At 68.8% G+C, this 19519-nt stretch carries 16 protein-coding genes and 1 pseudogene; 14 read left to right on the top strand and 3 right to left on the bottom strand.

Annotated elements, in window-relative coordinates; translation table 11 throughout:
* The 3 genes and pseudogenes from ACIP4Z_RS05645 to ACIP4Z_RS05635 form a co-directional block, all read left to right on the top strand.
* On the top strand, positions 1–332 hold a 332-nt coding region (locus tag ACIP4Z_RS05645; RefSeq protein WP_401305323.1), incomplete at its 5' end, for a hypothetical protein.
* 515 nt (positions 333–847) lie between these two features.
* Positions 848–1703, top strand: a pseudogene (locus ACIP4Z_RS05640) (IS5 family transposase).
* Positions 1700–2104 carry a type IV toxin-antitoxin system AbiEi family antitoxin domain-containing protein gene (locus ACIP4Z_RS05635; RefSeq protein ID WP_401305321.1) on the top strand — a complete coding sequence of 135 codons (405 nt, stop codon included), beginning with the start codon at positions 1700–1702 and terminating at the stop codon, positions 2102–2104. Before ACIP4Z_RS05640 ends, ACIP4Z_RS05635 begins: the two are co-directional and overlap by 4 nt.
* 7 nt (positions 2105–2111) lie before the next feature.
* Here the strand turns inward: ACIP4Z_RS05635 and ACIP4Z_RS05630 are convergent, their stop codons facing one another.
* Positions 2112–3284 (bottom strand): helix-turn-helix domain-containing protein, encoded by a 1173-nt coding sequence (locus ACIP4Z_RS05630; protein WP_391159257.1) that lies wholly within the window; start codon positions 3282–3284, stop codon positions 2112–2114.
* 194 nt (positions 3285–3478) lie between these two features.
* Here ACIP4Z_RS05630 and ACIP4Z_RS05625 point away from each other — a divergent pair, with 194 nt between their 5' ends.
* The 8 genes from ACIP4Z_RS05625 (at position 3479) to ACIP4Z_RS05590 (ending at position 13405) form a co-directional block, all read left to right on the top strand.
* A complete protein-coding gene (locus tag ACIP4Z_RS05625; RefSeq protein ID WP_401305319.1) occupies positions 3479–3979 on the top strand; it encodes an ATP-binding protein in 501 nt (166 codons plus the stop codon).
* A 108-nt stretch (positions 3980–4087) separates the two neighbouring features.
* On the top strand, positions 4088–4489 hold the full coding sequence (locus ACIP4Z_RS05620; RefSeq protein WP_391159252.1) for a hypothetical protein: 402 nt from the start codon (positions 4088–4090) through the stop codon (positions 4487–4489).
* A 255-nt stretch (positions 4490–4744) separates the two neighbouring features.
* Positions 4745–5020 (top strand): helix-turn-helix transcriptional regulator, encoded by a 276-nt coding sequence (locus ACIP4Z_RS05615; protein ID WP_401305317.1) that lies wholly within the window; start codon positions 4745–4747, stop codon positions 5018–5020.
* 472 nt (positions 5021–5492) lie between these two features.
* Entirely contained in the window at positions 5493–5672 is a 180-nt protein-coding gene (locus tag ACIP4Z_RS05610) for an FxLD family lanthipeptide (RefSeq protein WP_401305315.1), read from the top strand.
* A gap of 87 nt (positions 5673–5759) precedes the next feature.
* The gene (locus ACIP4Z_RS05605) at positions 5760–8828 is read left to right on the top strand and encodes a lantibiotic dehydratase (RefSeq protein ID WP_401305313.1); all 3069 of its coding nucleotides are present in this window, start codon (positions 5760–5762) and stop codon (positions 8826–8828) included.
* The gene (locus ACIP4Z_RS05600) at positions 8825–10096 is read left to right on the top strand and encodes a lanthionine synthetase C family protein (protein WP_401305311.1); all 1272 of its coding nucleotides are present in this window, start codon (positions 8825–8827) and stop codon (positions 10094–10096) included. Before ACIP4Z_RS05605 ends, ACIP4Z_RS05600 begins: the two co-directional genes overlap by 4 nt.
* A gap of 24 nt (positions 10097–10120) precedes the next feature.
* A complete protein-coding gene (gene fxlM / locus ACIP4Z_RS05595) occupies positions 10121–12199 on the top strand; it encodes a methyltransferase, FxLD system (protein WP_401305309.1) in 2079 nt (692 codons plus the stop codon).
* A gap of 90 nt (positions 12200–12289) precedes the next feature.
* Complete coding sequence (locus tag ACIP4Z_RS05590) at positions 12290–13405, top strand: hypothetical protein (RefSeq protein ID WP_401305307.1); 1116 nt, start codon at positions 12290–12292, stop codon at positions 13403–13405.
* Between the two features lie 240 nt (positions 13406–13645).
* On the opposite strand, the gene ACIP4Z_RS05585 is transcribed toward ACIP4Z_RS05590, so the two are convergent.
* The gene (locus tag ACIP4Z_RS05585) at positions 13646–14578 is read right to left on the bottom strand and encodes an aminoglycoside phosphotransferase family protein (protein ID WP_401305305.1); all 933 of its coding nucleotides are present in this window, start codon (positions 14576–14578) and stop codon (positions 13646–13648) included.
* Between the two features lie 699 nt (positions 14579–15277).
* Entirely contained in the window at positions 15278–16213 is a 936-nt protein-coding gene (locus tag ACIP4Z_RS05580) for a hypothetical protein (protein ID WP_401305303.1), read from the bottom strand.
* Between the two features lie 589 nt (positions 16214–16802).
* Between ACIP4Z_RS05580 and ACIP4Z_RS05575 the strand changes: the two genes are divergently transcribed.
* From ACIP4Z_RS05575 to ACIP4Z_RS05565, 3 genes are all read left to right on the top strand, one after another.
* Entirely contained in the window at positions 16803–17030 is a 228-nt protein-coding gene (locus ACIP4Z_RS05575; RefSeq protein WP_401305301.1) for a hypothetical protein, read from the top strand.
* 371 nt (positions 17031–17401) lie between these two features.
* The gene (locus ACIP4Z_RS05570) at positions 17402–17833 is read left to right on the top strand and encodes a hypothetical protein (RefSeq protein ID WP_401305299.1); all 432 of its coding nucleotides are present in this window, start codon (positions 17402–17404) and stop codon (positions 17831–17833) included.
* On the top strand, positions 17830–19519 hold a 1690-nt coding region (locus ACIP4Z_RS05565; RefSeq protein ID WP_401305297.1), incomplete at its 3' end, for a tetratricopeptide repeat protein. The genes ACIP4Z_RS05570 and ACIP4Z_RS05565, both read left to right, overlap by 4 nt.

Genomic DNA, 19519 nt, shown 5'->3' with positions numbered 1-19519 from the left:
AGCGGAATCTCGACCGGTTGGTCAGCGACCCGGTGGTGAAGATGCAGCGGAATCTCGACCGGTTGGTCAGCGACCCGGTGGTGAAGATGCAGCGGAATCTCGACCGGTTGGTCAGCGACCCGGTGGTGAAGATGCAGCGGAACCTCGACCGGTTGGTCAGCGACCCGGTGGTGAAGATGCAGCGGAACCTTGACCGGTTGGTCAGCGACCCGGTGGTGAAGATGCAGCGGAACCTTGACCGGTTGGTCAGCGACCCGGTGGTGAAGATGCAGCGGGACTACGAGCGCATGGTGCGCCTGACGCAGATCCGGCTGCCGTCCTTGAAGTTCTAGCCGCTTGGAGACATCCACGGGTGACATCAACACCCGTGGATGTCCCTGATTGGCAGCGTACGGCCGAGGGCTCGACACCTCGGCTGTGAAGGGGGTTGGCAGGGACGCAAGAAGAAGCTTCAGGTTGAAGTCGTAGCGCCACGAGAAGGCCCTGACCAGCTCCTGGTTGGGGCCTTCGGTCGGTGCGGAGTATGGGGAGTGCTTCCGCTCGAGCAGAGGTTTGGTGATGTGCTCTCAGGTCTGTACGCTCGCATTACCGCCAGCCCCGCCGGTAGCAGCCTCAGGGGCGCAATGAGCACCGGCCCGCCACTACGGTCCTCATCGCAGGGGCAATCGGGGGCCGGCCCGGTTGACCGCCACCCCTCGGCGAAACAGCAGCGAAGTACACCAACCGGCAATGTCCGGCTCTCAGAGGGCGTTAAGTCCCGTTTCTGCCCATGTGGTGTCGCCCGTTCGTGGATGATGGGACGGTTTCGTCCTCGCGCCATGTCGTGTGCATGATGGGGTTGGCTGGCATGGAACGGATGCCGTACGCAACTGACTTGACCGACGAGCAGTGGGCGTTGATCGAGCCGCTGGTCATCGGGTGGAAGCAGGAGCGGGTAGCGCGGTCGGCGACCGGGGACCCGGGCTCCTGCGACCTGCGCGAGGTCGTGAACGCGCTGCTCTACCAGAACCGGACCGGCTGTCAGTGGCGGCTCCTGCCGCACGATCTCCCGGCCTGGTCGGCAGTGTTCTACTACTTCACCTTGTGGCGCCAGGACGGCCTTGACCAGCGGATCCAGGAGATTCTGCGCTGCCAGGTGCGGGAGCGGTCCAGACGATTAGAGGACCCGTCCCTGGTGATCATCGACACCCAGTCCTTCCGCGTGGCGGCCGGGGTGCCGAAGGAGACGACGGGACTGGACGTGAACAAGAAGACGCCCGGCAGGAAGCGGGGACTGGCCGAACGACGTGCTGGGCCTGGTCATCGGCGTGGTGGTCCTGGCCGCGAGCGCGCACGACAACGAGGCCGGCATCGCCCTGCTGGACCAGGCGGCCGAGCGGTGCGGGATGCGTCTGGAGAAGGTCCTGGTCGACCAGGGCTTCAAGGACGCCGTGATCATCCACGGAGCGATGAAGGACATCACCGTCGAGGTGGTCCGCCGCAACCCCGACGACAAAGGCAAGGGCTTCGTCCCGCAACCGAAACGGTGGGTGATCGAGCAGGTCAACGGCACCCTTATGCTCCACCGCCGTCTCGCCCGCGACTACGACCACCGGCCCGACAACGCGGCCTCCCGCGTCTACTGGGCCTCCACCGCCGGCATGCTCCGCCGCCTCACCACCCCTACCCCCACCTGGCGGGACGCCATGGAACTGGCCGCGTGAACGTCCACGAACTCCTGCGGCTGCTGCAGACCGAGCACGATGAGACCGTCGCACGCGCCGACCACCTGCGCGAGCAGATCGAGCGGCTCACCACCACTCTCGCCGAGACCGAAGCCCGCCTGGCCGAGCTCGCCGCCACCCGCAAGGTCATCGACCACCTCGCCGCGCCCGACGACGGAACAGTTCCCGCGGAGACCGCCACCGCGACCGTCTACCAGCGCATCGTGACCACGTTCAACGAGCACCCCGGGAAGGTGTTCCGCGTCCGTGATCTGCACGAACACCTCGGCCTGCCCACCGACGAGCCCTCGATCAACGTCACACGCTCCCGACTGGGACGACTTGTCCGCCAGGGACTCCTCGAACAGCCCGGACGCGGCCGCTACCAGAAACGGACTTAACGCCCTCTCAGAACTGGATGTGCGCCCTCTTCGCCAGCTTCACCAGGCGGGGGTTGCTGCGTTTGTGGGCCGAGGTGAGGACGCGGAGGACTTCCTGCGAGGTGGGATGGACCTTCGCCATCTGGGGGGCGAGGACCCATGCCATCTCCAGGTCCTCCAGCGCGCCGTCCCGGTCGCCGAGGGCGAGGCGGGAGCGGGCGGTGTTCATGTGGAGGGGGCTGGTCCGGGTGGCCGGGAGGGAGACCCCGTCGCGCATGAGGTCCTCCATCGTGCTGATGGCGTCGCCGTGCCGGCGCAGGTCCCCGCTGGTTGCGATCACGTGGACCGCGGTGTTCTCGGGCCCGAACTGGATGCCACAGCGCTCGACGTCCTCGCTGAAGTCGTCCGCGACAGACCACGCGCGGCCGATGTGCTGGTCGGCGGTCCGCTTGTCCTGAAGGCGCCCGGCCAGCGTCAGGCCGCGCAGGTGGAGGATGCCCAGGGCGTACGTACGTCCCCGTCCCGTCGCGTTTCCCTCCGCCTCGACAATGGCGCGGTCCACGACCGCGAGGCCGTCCTCGAACTCGCCGTGGTTGAGGTAGATCCCGGCCTCGTCCCGGGCGGCCAGGGCGGCGGTCACCGGGTCGGACTGCTGTGCGGCCAGCTTCTGCTTGGTGACGGCGAGATCGGCCAGCGTCATCCAGCGGTGCCTGGCGGCCAACCAGTAGACGGAGGAGTACGCCTCCACCACCCATGCCCAGGCTTCCGGCGTACCCACCGCGTGCGCGTGGTTCTGCGCCCCGCAGACCAGCGCCGGCAGGTCGGTCAGCACCTTGTCGAGGTCGGCGCTGCTACGGGTACGGCCCATCGCGTCCAGGGCCGCCCTGACCTCCTCGCCGCTCATCTCGGGCTCGTGGGGGAGGTCGAATCTGCGCACCGCGCTGTTGAGGGCCTTCACCGAAGCCGCGGCGTCCAGCGGGACGGCCGTGGTGCCGAGCACCTCTTCGAGAGAGAGGTTCATGGCACGCGCGAGGGCGGCCGCGACGCCCTGCGTCAGCGTGCGCTCACCCCGCTCGATCTTGCCGAGCTGGGAGGTCGACACCCCCGCCGCCGCGGCCAACCGCGCCTGCCCCCAGCCCCGTTCCTTGCGGAGCCGGGAGACGTTGGCACCGGGCCCAGGAACTGCGATGACTGATCCCATGTCGCCAGTGTCCCTCTGATCGTCTTCCTTCCCAGCCATGCTCTCAGCCCATCCATACCCCCACCCCGGGCTTGTGCACTTCTTGTGCACTTTCGCCGATCGTTTCTGTCGTTGACTGATTACAGACAGCAGCGTTGCCCCGGTCGTCCCACAGACGCCGTGGCTGCCCGGAGACATCGGTGAAGGGTGTGGTCATGACCTCCAGCTCCCGCTTACACAGCGTGCTGGACCTGGCATGCGAACGGTCGGCCGTCCGTTACGCCAAGGGGCACGCCGACGCCGTCTTACGCGACTGGGGCCTGCCCGAAGACCTCGCGTACGACGCCCTCACCGTTGTCGCCGAACTGGCTTCCAACGCCGTACGCCACGCAGGCGCCGAGGCAAAGCCGTTCGCCCCCGACTGCGGACAACCGCACGTTCCCCGGTGCGAGTTGACCCTGTGGATCGCAGCCGACCGCCTGTGCATAGCCATGTACGACGAAAGCCCGCGCCCGCCTCTCCTGCGCCCGCCCTCCGCCGAGTCCGAGAACGGCCGGGGCCTGCAACTGGTGAACGGCCTCAGCGATGGCGCATGGGGCTACCAGCCGGCCGCACACCGTCCGGGGAAGGCCGTCTGGGCCCAACTCCCCGTCACGGCCGGCGTTCCGCCGGAACCCGCTCTGACCACCACCGGCAACCACGCGGTGACCGCGTGAGTACATCTCAGCGCGCCGAGCCGCGCCGTCGCTCGGCCAGACCGCCTCCGGCCGCCTCGGCCGATCCGATCCGCACAGTGATCCACACCCACCTCCTAGGAATACGCCGTGACCACCGCCACCTCCAATTCCCCGACGGACCGCGACCCGGTGCCCAGCCGACCGCCCCTCTGCTCCGCGATGACGGTCCTGCCCGACCCCCTCGCCCGCACCGCCCTCGCCTGGGCCGGCGATCGCCACGGCATACCCGCCGACATCCGCGACCTGCGCTGCACCCTCGAACACCACACTGGCGGCCACCATTACGCCTTGGTCCACGATGTCGCCGAGAAAACGGCCGCGTGGAGCCGCTGGCTCCATGACAGCACCCCCGACACGCTGCTCGTCCTCCCCGACTGCCCCGCCTCCCACCCCGCCCACGGCGGCTGTGGCGAGTACGAAGGTCACCCCGGTGGTCACACCTGGCAGATTGACGACCCCCTGGAACCCCCGTTGCGCTCCGGTCGGTGAGACGAGTCACACCTCGTAACAGGCCGGTGCCACGCCTGCGTCCGACGCCGCCCCAATGGTCGCGATATCGGCAACCGCTATGGCCCGAGCACCACCCGCTCCCCCCAACTCCTCGCTCCGCCCTTCCTCCTCCACAGGGCGGAGCGAGGCCCCACCAAGCGCCATCTCTCGACGACTCCGCCCGGACGCAGCCAAGTCCGGGACCCGCACACCACCCGATCCCGTTCCGCCGGGATCTTCCCGAAGGGACTCATCGTGGAACGCCCCGCGGACCGCACGACCCGAACGTCCCCGCGCCGCCTGCACCAGGAGCCCGAAGCCGTGCGCTGGGCACGGGAGAAGGCCGGCCTGAACAAGCGGGCCCTGGCCGAGCAGGTCGGGGTCTCCGAGCAGTTGATGGGCGAGATCGAATCCGGCCGACGCAACGCCACCCCCGCCAACCTCACCAAAATCGCCAGGGCGCTCAACTGTCCTCTCGTCAGCCTGGAACGCAAGCGCGACAACCGCCCGGAAGACGGAGGAACAGCGTGACGCACGTGTCGACGGAGCACAGAAGACGGCTGCGGGACCTCGAAGCCGAAGCGTGCCGCACCGGCTGCACCCTCGCCGCGCACAGCCCGCGCCAGGCGGCCGGGGAGCCGCAGGACCACGCTTCCGGAAGCGTTGCCCAGCGGTTCGAGGCGATCGAGCGTTCCTTATCGGCCTTGGCCCGGGCCCCGGGCATCGACGTGCCTCAGCAACGGCCGGATATCGACAGCGAGCGGTCGGCCGGCACCGCTGAAGTCGCCGCCGCATCAGTGCCTTCGCCGACCGCTCACCAACGACGTCGCCTCCACACTGGCCTCCGCCCGCACCCACTGGACCGCCGACGCCGCGCCCAGGCCAGCGCCTCGGGCCGGTGGTCGGTAACCGCCTCCGCGCAGTAGTTGTCTCCATACGCCCCGCGCATAGGCACTTGTCAGCAGCACCATCCGCACTCCCCAAAAGACGAAAGGGAATTGACATGAGCCCCAACATCACCCCCACCACGAAGGCGCAGCCGGTGGCCGCAAGCACGGCGGCATCGGACGGCTTCGAGCTGGACGTCACCCTGGTCGAGGTCGGCGACCCCGCCGGCCTGGTCAACCTGACGGACGACGGCTGCGGCTCGACCTGCGGCGCGTGCGTCTCCAGCGTGGCCTGACCGTAGGCGCAGGGAACCCAGGTCGGTGTCTTCACGGCCCACAACGTGAAGGCACCGGCCACCCGTCAGGCTGACCAGGAGGTTGTGATGGCGTCGAGGACCGTATTCCGTGCCAGTCGGAACGCACTCATCCGGGCCGTCGCTCGACCGGAACTCCCTGTGCCACCGGCCCCCGACCTCGCCGATTCCTCCCCGCGTGGCGCACGTGGTCGGCTGGAATGGTTGCGGGCTGCCTGGTCTCAGGACGACGTCGCTGAGGCATTGGAGCACGCCAGCCCTGTCCTGGCCTCGCAGGTTGGCGCGCTGTGCCTCGCCGACGAACCGGCCGATCGTGAGGTGCGCCGTGCCGCTGCTTCGGTAGCCCGCTACATCCTGCGCGCCGAGCAGCGGGCCACGCCGTTCGGCCTGTTCGCCGGCGTTGCACCGGCCGCCTTCGGACCGCGGGCAGGCGCGGCGTGGGGTTCGGAGCACACGGTCGTCGCGCGGGCCAGCGCGGAGTGGCTAGCGGCCGTCGTCGAACGGCTGGAGTCATTCCCCGAACTGCTGGAGCGCCTGCCGGTGATCCTCAACAACACCGTGCAGGTACGCGGCGGGCAACTGGTTGTGCCGTACGAGTCCGACACCAACGGCGTACGGCGGCGAGCGGTCGAGGCTTCCATGGTCCTTACCGAACCCGTGCGGGTGATCATGGAAGCGGCCCGCGAACCCGTCTGCGCGGGTGTCCTCTGCGACAAGCTCACCGCCGACTTTCCCGCAGCCGGCGGGGAAAGGGCACGGCGACTCGTGCACGGGCTGGTCCGCAACCACGTGTTGATCACCAGCCTGCGCGCGCCGAGCACCGAGTCCGACGCGTTGGACTACCTCCTGAATCAGCTCCATGCCGTGGACGTCGATGCCGTGACCAGCGCCGCTGGCGTGGTCCGTGAGGTGCGCGCGGTACGAGAGGACCTGCACGACTGCCGCTCGCGCGCCGGCCGGGCCCGTACCGCCGTCCGGATGCGGGCTCTGTCCCCTGGCCTGCGCCGGCACCCCCTCGCCCTCGACGTGCGTCTGGACTCCAGAGTTGAACTTACGGAGCAGGTCGCCCACGAGATCGAGCGCGCCGCTGACGTCCTGACCAGGATCAGTCCACTGCCGCACGGGACGGCGGCGTGGAAGGCGTACCAGCGCAGGTTCTACGAGCGGTACGGCATCGGCACGATGGTGCCGCTCGTCGACGTCATCTCCGACAGCGGCACAGGCTTCCCGGACGGCTACCCAGGGGCGACCGCCGAGACCCGCCGGTCCCGGCTCAACGAACGCCACGACACGCTCGTGCGGCTCGCGCAGGCCGCCGTCCTTGATGGCCACGACGAAGTGGTCCTCACCGACGAGCTGATCGCGGCGCTCGATCTGGGACCGGGCCAACCGAGGGTGCCCCCGCACCTGGAGGTCGGCGTCCACGTGCACGCTGTCAGCGTCGAAGAGTTACAACGCGGTCGATTCCTCGTGGAGTTGACGAGCGTGTCCCGGGGTGCCGGCGTCACCACCGGCCGTTTCCTCAGCGTGCTGGCCCACGAGGACCGGAAGCGGCTGGCAGCGGACCTGGCCGACCTCCCGGCCGCCGACGCCGGCACCATCCCCGCCCAGCTCTCCTTCCCGCCGCTGCATCCCGCCAGTGCCCACGTCACGCGCACCCCCCAGGTTCTGCCCACCGTGATCAGCATCCAGGAGCATCGAGCCGCGGGCGGCGACGTACTCACCCCCGACGACTTGGCGGTGGCATGCGACGGGCGCCGCATGTACCTGGCCGCGCCCGAACGCGGGCAGCGAATCGAGGCCGTGGGCATGCACGCGCTGAACCTCAAGGAGCACACGCCGCCGCTCGTCCGGTTCCTCACCGAGCTGTCCCGCGCCCAGTGCGCGCAAGTCACCTCGTTCGACTGGGGCGCCGCGAACGCCATGCCGTTCCTGCCCCGGGTCCGATACGGGCGAACCGTGCTGGCCCCGGCGAGATGGCGGCTGGAAGCCGCCGAGCTGCCCGGACGCAACGACCCCCAACCCCTGTGGGACGCCGCCCTTGAGAACTGGCGGTCCCGCCGGCGGATGCCTGCGCGGGTTCACCTGGCCGAAGGCGATCGGCTGTTGCTCTTGGACATGACACACGCGGCGCACCGAACTCTGCTGCGTCTCCACCTGAACGGCGCACCCTCGGCGGTACTGGTGGAGGCCCCGGCCGCCGACGCCTACGGCTGGTGCGACGGCCGCGCGCACGAAGTCGTCGTGCCCCTCAAGGCTGCCCGGCCACCGGCCTGGCCCGTGCTGCCGACCCCCACCCTGGCCCGAACCTTCTCCCCGGACCAGATCCAGACCCCGGGCGTCTCCTCCCTCCTGCTGGCCACCCTCTACGGCGACCTGCGCCGTCAAGACACGATCCTCGCCCGCGTCCCCGACCTCCTCGACCGGCTCGGCGGCCGACCCTGGTGGTTCATCCGCTTCCGCGACCCCGACCACCACCTTCGGCTACGGATCGCCCTGCCCTCTCCCGACGCGTTCGCCGAGACAGCCCGCACCATCGGCACCTGGGCCAACGAACTGCGCGATGCCGGCCTGCTCGCGGACTTACGCTTCCCCACCTCCTACCGTGAGACCGGCCGTTGGGGGTCCGGACCGGCCTGGGACGCCGTCGAGGAGGTGTTCCGCACCGACTCGCGCGCGGTGGTCACCCAACTCGGCCAGCGCCAACGCCCCCCTCAGCGAGCCCTGGTCGCCGCCCACACCATCGCTATCGCCGCCGCGTTCCTCGGCAGCACCGAAGCCGCGATGCGCTGGCTGATCCAGCAGATCCCCGCCGCCGCGCCTGTCCCGGTGCCGCGACCGCAGTTCACCGAGACGGTACGGCTGGCCGACCCGTCCGACGACTGGGCAGCCCTGCGTGGCCAGCCTGGCGGGCAGGCAGTCGTGGAAGCGTGGGCCGACCGCGACACAGCGGTCGCCGCCTACCGGACCCACCTTCCCGGCCTGAACGCCCAAGGCATCCGCCCGGACGACGTCCTGTCCTCGCTGCTGCACGTCCACTTCGTCCGCCACCTGACGGTCGACTTCGCCGAAGAAGCCATCTGCCTGTACCTCACGCGAGCCGCCGCCTTGGCCTGGATGTCACGGAGGACACGATGACCCGCCCCCGCGCGACGGCGATGGGAGAGGCAATCGCCGACCTGCTGGCCGACCCCGCGACCGCCCCGGTCGGTCCCCGCACCTTCACCGCCGACCGGCAGCATCTGGCGTACGGACCGATAGGGATCGCCCTGCTCCACATTGAGCGAGCCGCCCGCGGCCTGGGACCGTGGCGGCATGCTCACGACTGGCTGGCGGTCGCTACCTCCCAGCCGCTCACCAGCGGCCCCGACAGCCACTCCTTCTACGGGGCACCCGCCCTGGCCCACGCCCTGGCCTCCGCCGTCGAGCACCAACCCGCCCCCTACGAGCGCGCCCTCGCCGCCCTGGACGCGAAAATCACCACGGATACCCTCCGACGCCTGGATGCAGCACATCGACGGATGGACGCCGGATACCTGCCGCAGATGGCGGAGTTCGACACGATTCGCGGCCTGGTCGGGTACGGGGCCTACCTGCTTCGCCGTGATCCGTCCGGCTCCACTGTCCGCGCTGTCCTCGACTACTGCGTGCGCCTGGTCCAGCCCGTGAGCCTCAAGGACGAGGTCCTGCCAGGGTGGTGGACGCCGAGCGGCCCCTCCGGCCGACCCGACGAGCGGTTCCCCGGAGGGCACGGCAACAGCGGTCTCGCGCACGGGGTCGGCGGTGTCCTCTCCTTCCTTGCGCTCGCTGCCCGCCGCGGCACATTCGTGCCCGGCCATTTCGACGCGATGCGGTCCGTCCTGGCCTGGCTGGACCGCTGGCGGGAGCCGGCCGACGTCGGCATCGCCTGGCCGTACTGGGTCACCCGCGCCGAACTGCGCGACCATCGCCTCGCCCCGTCCGCGCTGCGCCGACCCTCCTGGTGCTACGGAACCGCAGGACTGGCCCGCGCCCGCCAACTCGCGGCCCACGCGCTGCGCGATGACGCCCTCCAGGCCGAGTCGGAAACCACTCTCGCGACCGCCCTCACCGACCCCTTGCAACTCAAGGCGACATCCGACAACGGCCTGTGCCACGGCTTCGCCGGCCTCGCCCACCTCGCGTACCGAGTCGCCGAGGACACCACAGGCCCAACGCGCGCACAGCTCCGTGCAGCCATACCGGCGCTGACGGCCTCGATCTGTCCGCCCGGCACCGATCCGCACGACGCTGCGAAGGCTGTCCTGGAGGACGAGGAAACAGGGCCCGGCTTCCTCAACGGCGCCGCCGGGATCGCCCTCGTCCTCCTCGTCACCACCACCACGCCGCCCTGCTCTGCATGGGACTCCTGCCTGCTCGTTGCCTGACCCACCGATCCAAGGACTTCCACGATGGCCCCGGACCACTGGCACCAGCACAACGTCGTCTTCACCGACCGCGAGGCGGGCAAGGCCGCCATCATCCACCGCCTCGGCCCAGCCCTGCTCACTGCCGAGAAAGAAGGGCAACTCGACGGGTGGTGGTTCATGAACAAGCAGCCGTGGCCCCTGCGGTACCGCGCAGCGCAGCCGTCCCCGCTTGTTCAGTCTGTCCTCAGCGAACTCGTCAACGACGGCACGGTGATGTCCTGGCTGCCCGGCATCTACGAGCCGGAATCCGCCGCCTTCGGCGGAGCCCGCGCGATGGACGCCGCGCACGCGCTGTTCCACGAGGACTGCCGACACCTGGTCACCTACCAGCCCGGCCCCGAACATATCGGCCGCCGCGAAACCGCAGCCCTGCTGCTCAGCGCCATGATGCGCGCCGCCGACCTGGACTGGTACGAGCAGGGCGACGTCTGGGCGAAGGCCGCCGCGCTGCGAGAGCCCCCCGAACTCACCCCGCAGCGGACCGCCGCCCTGATACCGGCGATGCGCACGCTGATGACCGTCGACGCCCACAGCCTGTCCCGGCCGGGCAGACCGCTCGACGGGCACACCGAGTGGATAGCCGCGTTCGAACGAGCCGGCACCACGCTGGCCAACCTCGCCAGTACGGGCGGGCTCTCGCGCGGTCTGCGCGCCGTCATCGCGCACCACGTGATCTTCCACGCCAACCGCGCCGGTCTCCTCCCGGACGACCAAAGCGCCCTGTTCGCCACAGCACGAGAGGCAGTCATGGGATCGAGTGACAACACCGCGTCCTCCACGGAGGGCACGTCCGCGACCACTAGCGTCGGGGCGGTGACTACCGAGACGATCGCCCCCAACGGAGCCGAGGCCCCACGACTCCGCAACGCCTTGGTCGACCAGATCCGCAAGATCGGATACGCCCGCACGCCCGCAGTCGAGAACGCGCTGCGTACCGTTCCCCGCCACCTGTTCGTGCCCGACGCCTCCGTCCAGGAGGCGTACGCCAACAGTCAGGTCAACATTAAGTACGACACCGATGGCACGTCGATCTCCTGCGCCTCCCAGCCGAGCGTCGTTGCCCTCATGCTCGACCAACTCGACGCACAGCCGGGCGAACGCATCCTCGAACTGGGCGCCGGCACCGGCTACAACGCAGCCCTTCTCGCCCACCTCGTCGGCGAGAAGGGCCACGTCACCACCATCGACGTCGACGAAGACCTCGTGGACGGTGCCCGCGCGCACCTGGCCGCTGCCGGATTCACCAGCGTGGAGGCCGTGACCCGCGACGGCGCGCTCGGCCACGCCGAGGGCGCACCGTACGACCGGATCATCGCCACCGTCGGCGCCCACGGCATCCCGCACGCCTGGCTCGACCAACTCGCCCCTGGTGGGCGTCTCGTCGTCCCCCAGCGCCTCAAGGGCAGCGTCTCCCGCTCCATCGCCTACGAGCAGTGCGACGGCCGTTGGACCAGCGTGGGCAGCAAGATGAACACCTTCATGCCCCTGCGCCGCGGCATCGCCGACGACGACCGCCGCGTCATCCCCCTCAGCACGGACGGCACCGTCCGGCTCCAGGCCCCGGCAGGGCAGCCCATCGACGCCGACGCCCTGGCAGGTGTGCTTCACCAGCCGCGCACCGAGGAATGGACCGGCATGACGGTCCAAGCTTCGGAGTCGCCGGAGTGGATGGAGCTGTTCGTCTCCTGCTGCCTGCCGTCGGGTCTGATCAGGATGCTGTTCCCGGCCGACGCCAAGGGCACACTGCTCACCGAGGACCCGTACCCGTCGTCCACAGCAGCCGTAGAAAAGGGCGCCGTCACCTACCTCGCTCGCCGCCTGCTGGAGAAGACCACGCCCGAGGGCGGCAAGCTCTGGGAGTTCGGCGTCATCGGCCATGGCCCCGGCAGCGGCGAACTGGCCGCGACGGTCGTCGAGGCGGTCCGCACGTGGGACCGCAACTACCGGGGCCACGAGGCGTCCTTCGAGATCCGGCGCCTCGACGACCCCGCGATCGAGCAGCGGCCCGGCCTGTTCGCCATCGACACCCCGCTCAACCGCATCGTCGCCGACTGGCGGTGACGCCTGCCCAGGCGTAACGGAGGTGGAGCCCGTATGCAGCCGACGGGCTCCACCGTCCCCTACCCGCCCTGTCACCCCAAGGGGGCCCCGGTGGACCCGTACGGCCAGATAGCCCGACGCTTCCCGCTCGTTGCCCGCTTCCGCCCCGCCTGCCTGCCGTTGCCCGACCGCGTACACGCGCTGGTCGACCTTGCCGGGCGAGCTGCTGATCAGAACGACCAGGGCCTGGCCTCCACCATCTTCAACCAGTCCGCTCTCCTCGCCTCGGACGTCGGCCTTCCCGACCTCGCCAGGGCGATGTGCCACCGGCACGCCAACGCCTACTTGGTCGCCAGCCCGCTGACGGCATCCAGCGCCATCCGAGGACTGGAACCTCTGGTCAACCTCGCACGCTTGCAGATCCGCGCCGGCAACACCGACGACGGCCGCCAGCGGCTCCTGGACCTGTACGAGGCAGTCGGCGCCCGGAACAGCGTCGTCTTCGAGGGCATCGCCGTACCAGCCGACCTCACCCGCACCGAAGACGACCGGCGGGAAGTCCGGGCCTGGCTGTGGCGCGTCCTGCTCGGTGACGGGACACGCACCCTGACCACCACAGGACGGTGGCGCAAGGCCCTCGCCCACATCGAACAACACCACGGCGTCGGCACCCGCATGCTCGACGGCCGCCAAGTCGCCGTCATCGCCGCGCTCAACGACAGCGATGTCGACCGGGCTGTGGAACTCGTTGCCACCACGGCCGAAGGAGACCCGTGGGAGCAGGCCGTCACCGCATGCCTGGCCGCGCTGTGCCAGCGCATAGCGGGGCGAGATGACGATTCCCGCCTGGAAAATCTGGTGACCATGTACCTGGGCCATGAAGGCGGGTCGGGGCAGACGGTGTTCGACGTGCGCCTCGGGCTCACGGTCCTGGACATCGTCGGGAGTGCCGATCATCCCCGGGCCCGCCGCCTCGTTGACGATCTGGCCCGGCGAATAGCGACAACGCGGGACGGCTACGCCGCCCGCGAAGTCGTGTCCGACCAACTGTTCAACATGCTGGCCACCGACCGCCAGATCCAGGAGTGCGAGAGCCTGATCCAAGCCTGCAGCCTCCAGACTGGGACGCTCCCCGAGAAATACGCGGCCAACCTGTCGGCTGGCCTGGACATCGGCGAGGCGATCATCACCCGTTCACTGATCACCCCAGCACCGTCGGACGCGTAGCGGCCTTGCAGCCAGGTGAGTTGTCCGCACAGCCCCCTACGCCCTCCCCGGTGGTCCAGTAGGTCTTCCGGGGCAGGTCCGATAGCAGATCCAGCACAGCGGCCCGGCTCGCCGGCGAGGTTCGTGTCGGATCTATGCTGTGACCTGCGACTATGACCTCATCGTCGGTCCCCACAGCTCACGATGATCAACGGCGGCCGAACTCGTCCACCCACCGGCATCGACCAGCACCATCTCGCACTACGAGCGTTCGGTGAGCAACTCCGCCAGGCGATCGACGAATTCGGTGAGCCAGTCCAGCTGCGGTCCACTGCGGGCGATACGAAAACCGTGGCGGCGGCCCCCGAACGCAGCCTTGACGGCATGGAACTGAGCCCACCTCTGGACGCGTTCACGGTCGAGTTCCGCGGCCTCGGCAAAGACGTCCAAGATGCGGTGGGCAGCCTTGTGCAGGTCATCCGCTTCGAGGAGCGTCAGCGCGCGGGACTTCAGCAGTGTTCCGCCGTCGTAGGCAGGATCTCCTACGTATCCCTTGGGATCGACGGCCAGCCACGGCTCTCGGCTCGCACGCAGGATGTTCCGTGCATGGAGGTCGCCATAGACGAGGGTGTCCGGCTGGACACGGCCCAGCTCCCGAACGGTCGCCACGGCGGCATCCAGCACCTGACGCGGCAGTGTATGCGGCAGCTCCTCGGCGTCCTTGCGCAGCCGCTCCTCCCAGGCACCGGCCTGATCACGCAGCCGGGGCAGGCCGCGCGGAGCGGGAATGGCCAAGCGGTGATTGAGCCGCCCGGCGACCGTCACCACCTCGTCGCCGTTCTCGACCTCCGCCAGGGTCGACGGCTGAACCCGCTCCAGCAGCATCGCGAACCGCTCGTCGTCACGCTCATGCAGCAGAACGGCGCCGCACCCACGCCACGCAACGAACGCATCCGGCTCATGAACGTTGTTGGGATGCGGAAACGACACCTTCAGTACGGCGCTCTCCCCAGCGCGCCGCTGTACCGGAACGATGACGCCGACGCCCCCGTTCATAACCTCACCATTCGGCTCGCACTCCCAGCGCCCCAGCAACTCGTCGACGATCCCGGGCAGCTCCGCGAGCCACGCGGCCCCGGTCTTCCCCTCGCGGGCGACGGTGCTCTGCGCGAGCTCCTCTGGCATCGCGATCACCCCGGCACCCTACGCGCCAGCTATCTGCAACCACTAAGCCCAAGCCCGCCGCTGCCGCCGCCAGGCAGACCGAGCAGTACCAAGATCGCGGTCTTGACCCGAATCTCAGCGATACCGTGCCCCCGCCAGCGCTTGACGTGCAAGCTGCTCATCACACCCCCGAGTCCGCACACCTTGTGCACCCAGGGCTGCACACCCCGCCCCGGCAGCGGCCGAGCGCGAATCGGCCACGCGGACGGCAACCTTGTTACGGGTCTCTCTGCCTCATCAAGGCTCCCGGCTCCCCTGGCGCTCCGCCGGGCGCGCGTCCGGCTTCCGGCCGCGCCGTCGCTCCTGTCTCCGCCCCGCTCGGCACAGCCGCGCCGCGCGCGCCCGCGATGGGCAAGCCCGAGGGCACGAGGTGATCCCGCACAGCCGAGGTCAAGACGATGCCTCTGGCGGGGGCGCTCAGGCTCCGAGATGGCCCAGGCTCGGCCGGCGCCCGCGCGTTCATCGTGGGTCTGGTGGGTGCTCCCATCCCGACTGCCATCGACCCGGGCAAGCCGAGCAGCCGCGGCCCAGGGCGTCAAGGTCGTTCGTACAGTGGCGCGCTCCACCTTGACGCCCTGAACCACGCCCGCTCCACAAGAGTGCGGGCCGACGGCAGACGGGATGGGAGAAGAGGGTGGCTGAACGAGGTGGCGTCAGCGAGGAATCGCGTCAATCGCTCGCATCTGCCGCCGTAAGAAGTTCCTCGATAAGGTCTTCTTCTGCTGGAACAGCACCCCTCTCCAATATGGCTCGAACGGAGTGAGTCAAGATACTCCAAGCCTCGAACCAAGGGTCGCTTTCATTCTTGGGTTTGAGTTCTCCGCCGTGAGCCACTTTTGAACGGTCACCGTAGGACCGTTTGGCGCGGCGAAAGAATTCTCGCCGGTCGCCAAGCGGGGCTTGGAGTTGTGCTAGGTAGAGCGCCAGGCGGAAGCTAACCTCAGACTGCACTTTCGGAAACATTGACTCCAGGCCCGTCCATACATGCAACAAGGACTGCCCTGAATCAGGCACCACCGGACTAGAGGTCAACACACGCTCCAAGAACAGGCAGACTGGCGAGGCTGAGCGTAGTTCGCCCCACTTTTGAACGTCCTCAACCACCTGCGCAAACAGCGATGAATCCAGGTCCCGCTCCAGCCCTTGTCTGCGAGCGACTGTCCCTGACGCGTATGGAGGTGGCCAGACCTCGACTGACGCGGTATCGCTGGTAATCCCTTCGCGCAGCCCCTCTGGCAGCAACTCGGCCCCATAGGAGGACTTCCGGGAATTAATTCCCGCATACTCATTAATGGAATGAGTCGAGATGAACTGTGCTGAGAAGGGGTGAATTTCACGCACATACAGCATTGCATGGAATGGCATGAGCATCGCCATCGCCTCTTCGAGGGAAGGTGAGGTGAGTCCAAATTCCAAATTGCAGTGTTGCAATAGCATGTCACCAGAAGTGTAAGTGATGTGGAGCTTGTGTTTCGTTTGCAGCTCGGCCCAGTCAAACAGGGAAACCCCCCATTTGCGTGGAATTAGACCGTAGTCTCCAATCCACAACGGCTCATCGATTCCAACCGGAATCAACCCCGACACTGGCGCATAGTAATTACCCACGAACATCCTCCCCGCGTCCTCTAGATAGTATGGAGGCGCGGAGGAGTGCAGTCTGCCCAATTTGGCGGAGACGGGAGGCAGAAGCGCCCGGCACTCGTTGGCATCCATGCTCGCACCCGCTTTGGCCCGGCTTGCAGGCTGGGGAGAGGGCACAAGCCTGTCGGTCCCTGGTCGTTCGAGGCGGAGGCACCGTGCCGCGTACAGGAGCGAAGTACAGCAACCCCACCGACCGGCAGCGGCCCGCAGCATCCACCAGCAACCGGGTGACCACGACAGCAGACCCCAGCGACCGCCCCGCCCATAGTTCGCATCCAGGGGACCGGAGAGCGTACGACGAGGATACTGAGGCGCACAGGGAACAACTTGGGGGGGTGCCACGATGTTGAAACGCTGGGCACAGCGGCGCCATGACAGGGCTGAGGCAGAGTACTGGCAGAGCGTCGAGCCACTGCTCGAATCTGGAGAACGGAAGATCGCGAGTGCGCCCGCTCGAAACCAATGGGACGGCCCTCAGGACGGGGTTCTCTTCCTGACGGACCGAACCATCTACTGGGGCGCTTGGCTTGGGCAGGGAAGGCAGACAAGGCCCATGTTCGCGCAGAGCCTTGAAGATTGTCCGAGCGCACGCATCAGCGAGCAGGGGACGCTGGACGTCGCGGTGAGTGGCGAAAGTATCGGTTCCTTCGCCTCGTTCGCGCCAGCCCCGGGTGGCCAATGGAGCTTCACCGAGTTCTGCAAGGATTTCGGCAGCGCCATGGAGATCAGCAGGAAACGGTCATCGGCCGAAGGAACACCCCCTGCCGGCGCGGCCGGTTAGGCCACGGGCCTGGGACCACTTTGGGACCACACGCTGTGCACGCAGCCGAACAATTCCAGCTCACGCGAACGACTGATCGTGCCTCAGAGGGCTTCTGACCTGCGAAAACCCTTGCACCGATGAGCTGGGGGTCAAGTGGGCTCGGTTCGTGGCGGTTTACCCGTGAGCGTCGCAGGGTTGAGCTTCGGGAGCGTCTGGCGGGCTGTTGCGTGGCGACTCCGTTCCTGGGCGGAGAGCGTCGCCTGCGGTACGCGTGCGCAGCCGGGTAGGGAAGCAGTCGGGGTTTGTGGCGTTTGGTAGTCACGGCGTGCTGTGTGTTCCTACGCTGGGTTTGCCACAAGGGTGGAGCGTTGTGTGGTCAGGGGGCGTTGGTGAGCGCGGAGATCGTTCAGTTGGTGGAGCAGGCCGGACCGTATCTGTCGGCGGCAGCGGGTGCGTACGGGGTGCAGGTGTTCGGGCGGGCTGAGGACGCGGCGGTGGGCGCCGCAGCCGATGCGACGGCGAGCCTGGGCCGGCGGATTCTCCAAGCGGTGTGGCACCGCCAGGGAGAGCAGGGCCGTGCTGCTTTGGCATCGGCGGTGGAGGACGTCGTCCAGGAGCCGGACAACGTGGACGCCGCGGGAGCGCTGCGGCAGCAGATCAAGCGGGCTCTGCGTGAGGACGAGGATTTGCAGAGGGAGTTGGCCGAACTGTTCGCGCAGGTGTCGGGTTCTTCGGTCGTGGCGTCGGGGGAGCGTTCGATTGCCTCGGATTCGAACAGCGGGGTGCAGATCACCGGCGACGACGCGCACGTCACGCAGTGACCGGTCCGCAGGCTGCGGCATCAGGGGCGGCCGCGTTGGGGGCGCGGTCGGTGGCGTCGGTGGTCAACAGCGGTGTGCAGATCACCGGTGACCACGCGCGGGTGGTGATGCTGCCGGAGCAGGCCGTGGAGTGGGCACGGACCGTTCAGGCGCCGGCGGGGTCGGTGTTCCTGCCGGGTTCGGTGTCGGGGGTCTTCGTCGGCCGGGAGGATGAGCTTGCCGCGCTGGAGGAGATGTTGAGCGGCGAGGGCGCGGCAGCGGTGGTGCAGCCGTCCCGGGCGCGGGCGATCCACGGCCTGGGGGGTGTGGGCAAGAGCACGCTGGCGTTGCACTACGCCGACCGCATGCGCGACCGTTACAGCCTGGTGTGGTGGATTGCCGCCGAGTCGCCCGAGGAGATCCTGGCCGGACTGGCGGGCATAGCGGCGCGGTTGTGCCCGCAGTGGGCGCTGACGGTCGGTGTGGACGAGCGGGCGGCGTGGGCGGTCACGTGGCTGGGGTGGCATCCGGGCTGGCTCCTGGTCTTCGACAACGTCGAGGACCCCGCTCACCTGCGCCCCCACCTGGGCACGTTGGGCGGCGGGCACCATCTGATCACCAGCCGCCGGGCCACGGGCTGGCACGCGATCGCCCCCACCATGCCGCTGGGCCTGCTCCCCTTGGACCAGGCCGCCGACCTGCTGTGCACCATCGCCTTTCCCGGCACCGCCCCCACCGACGTGCAGCAGCAGACGGCGCGACGCCTCGCGGAGGAACTCGGCTGCCTTCCCCTGGCCCTGGAGCAGGCCGGGGCCTACGTCCATCGGACCGGCAGGGACATGGACACCTACCGCGGCTCCCTGAGCCGTATGCGCATCCTGGACAACAGCCGTGACGTCCACGACCCGGAGCGCACCATCGCCCGGATCTGGGACTACACGTTGACGGCCATCGCCGATCGCGGGCCCTTGGCCGTCACGCTGCTCCAGGCGATGGCGTGGCTGGCCCCCGACACCATCCCCCGGGACCTCCTCCAACCCCTCGCTCCCGACCCGGACGACCTTGACGACGCCCTGGGCGAACTGCACGCCTACAACATGATCGCCCTCACTGACGGGGCCGTCACCATGCACCGACTCGTCCAAACCGTCCTGCGCGCCCGCACATCACCGTCCACGGCAAGAGACGATCCGACGGCAGCCCCGGGCCGGGCCGAAGCCGAGCAAGCCATCCGCAGCGCAGTCGCCACTGCGCCCGACGACGCCCACCCCGACGCCCCCGCCTTCTGGCAGCGCTTGCTCCCCCACATCCAAGCCCTCGCGCAGACCACACCAACAGCCGCCCCCGACCACCTCGACACCGCCAACGCGTACGTCCAAGCCGCCCAATACCTCTACCGACAGGGCCACGACGCCCGCACCATCCCCCTGCGCACCGCCGCCCTCGCCCAGCGCGAGCAGGTTCTGGGCGACACCCACCCCAGCACCCTGAGCAGCCGCAACAACCTCGCCCTCGCCTACGAATCGGCGGGCGATCTGGGGCGGGCCATCCCCCTGTACGAGACCACCCTCGCCCAGCACGAGCAGGTTCTGGGCGACACCCACCCCAACACCCTGAGCAGCCGCAACAACCTCGCCTACGCCTACCAGGCGGCGGGCGATCTGGGGCGGGCCATCCCCCTGTACGAGACCACCCTCACCCAGCACG

The sequence above is a fragment of the Streptomyces sp. NPDC088910 genome (assembly GCF_044749865.1).
Lineage (GTDB): Bacteria > Actinomycetota > Actinomycetes > Streptomycetales > Streptomycetaceae > Actinacidiphila.
This window is presented reverse-complemented; position numbering and strand designations above follow the sequence as displayed.

What these genes read in the sequence shown, in the direction of transcription:
- ACIP4Z_RS05630 (WP_391159257.1), bottom strand. Translation starts at nt 3,284, where the DNA reads ATGGGATCAGTCATCGCAGTTCCTGGGCCCGGTGCCAACGTCTCCCGG.
- ACIP4Z_RS05625 (WP_401305319.1), top strand. Translation starts at nt 3,479, where the DNA reads ATGACCTCCAGCTCCCGCTTACACAGCGTGCTGGACCTGGCATGCGAA.
- ACIP4Z_RS05610 (WP_401305315.1), top strand. Translation starts at nt 5,493, where the DNA reads ATGAGCCCCAACATCACCCCCACCACGAAGGCGCAGCCGGTGGCCGCA.
- ACIP4Z_RS05605 (WP_401305313.1), top strand. Translation starts at nt 5,760, where the DNA reads ATGGCGTCGAGGACCGTATTCCGTGCCAGTCGGAACGCACTCATCCGG.
- ACIP4Z_RS05600 (WP_401305311.1), top strand. Translation starts at nt 8,825, where the DNA reads ATGACCCGCCCCCGCGCGACGGCGATGGGAGAGGCAATCGCCGACCTG.
- fxlM (WP_401305309.1), top strand. Translation starts at nt 10,121, where the DNA reads ATGGCCCCGGACCACTGGCACCAGCACAACGTCGTCTTCACCGACCGC.
- ACIP4Z_RS05575 (WP_401305301.1), top strand. Translation starts at nt 16,803, where the DNA reads ATGTTCGCGCAGAGCCTTGAAGATTGTCCGAGCGCACGCATCAGCGAG.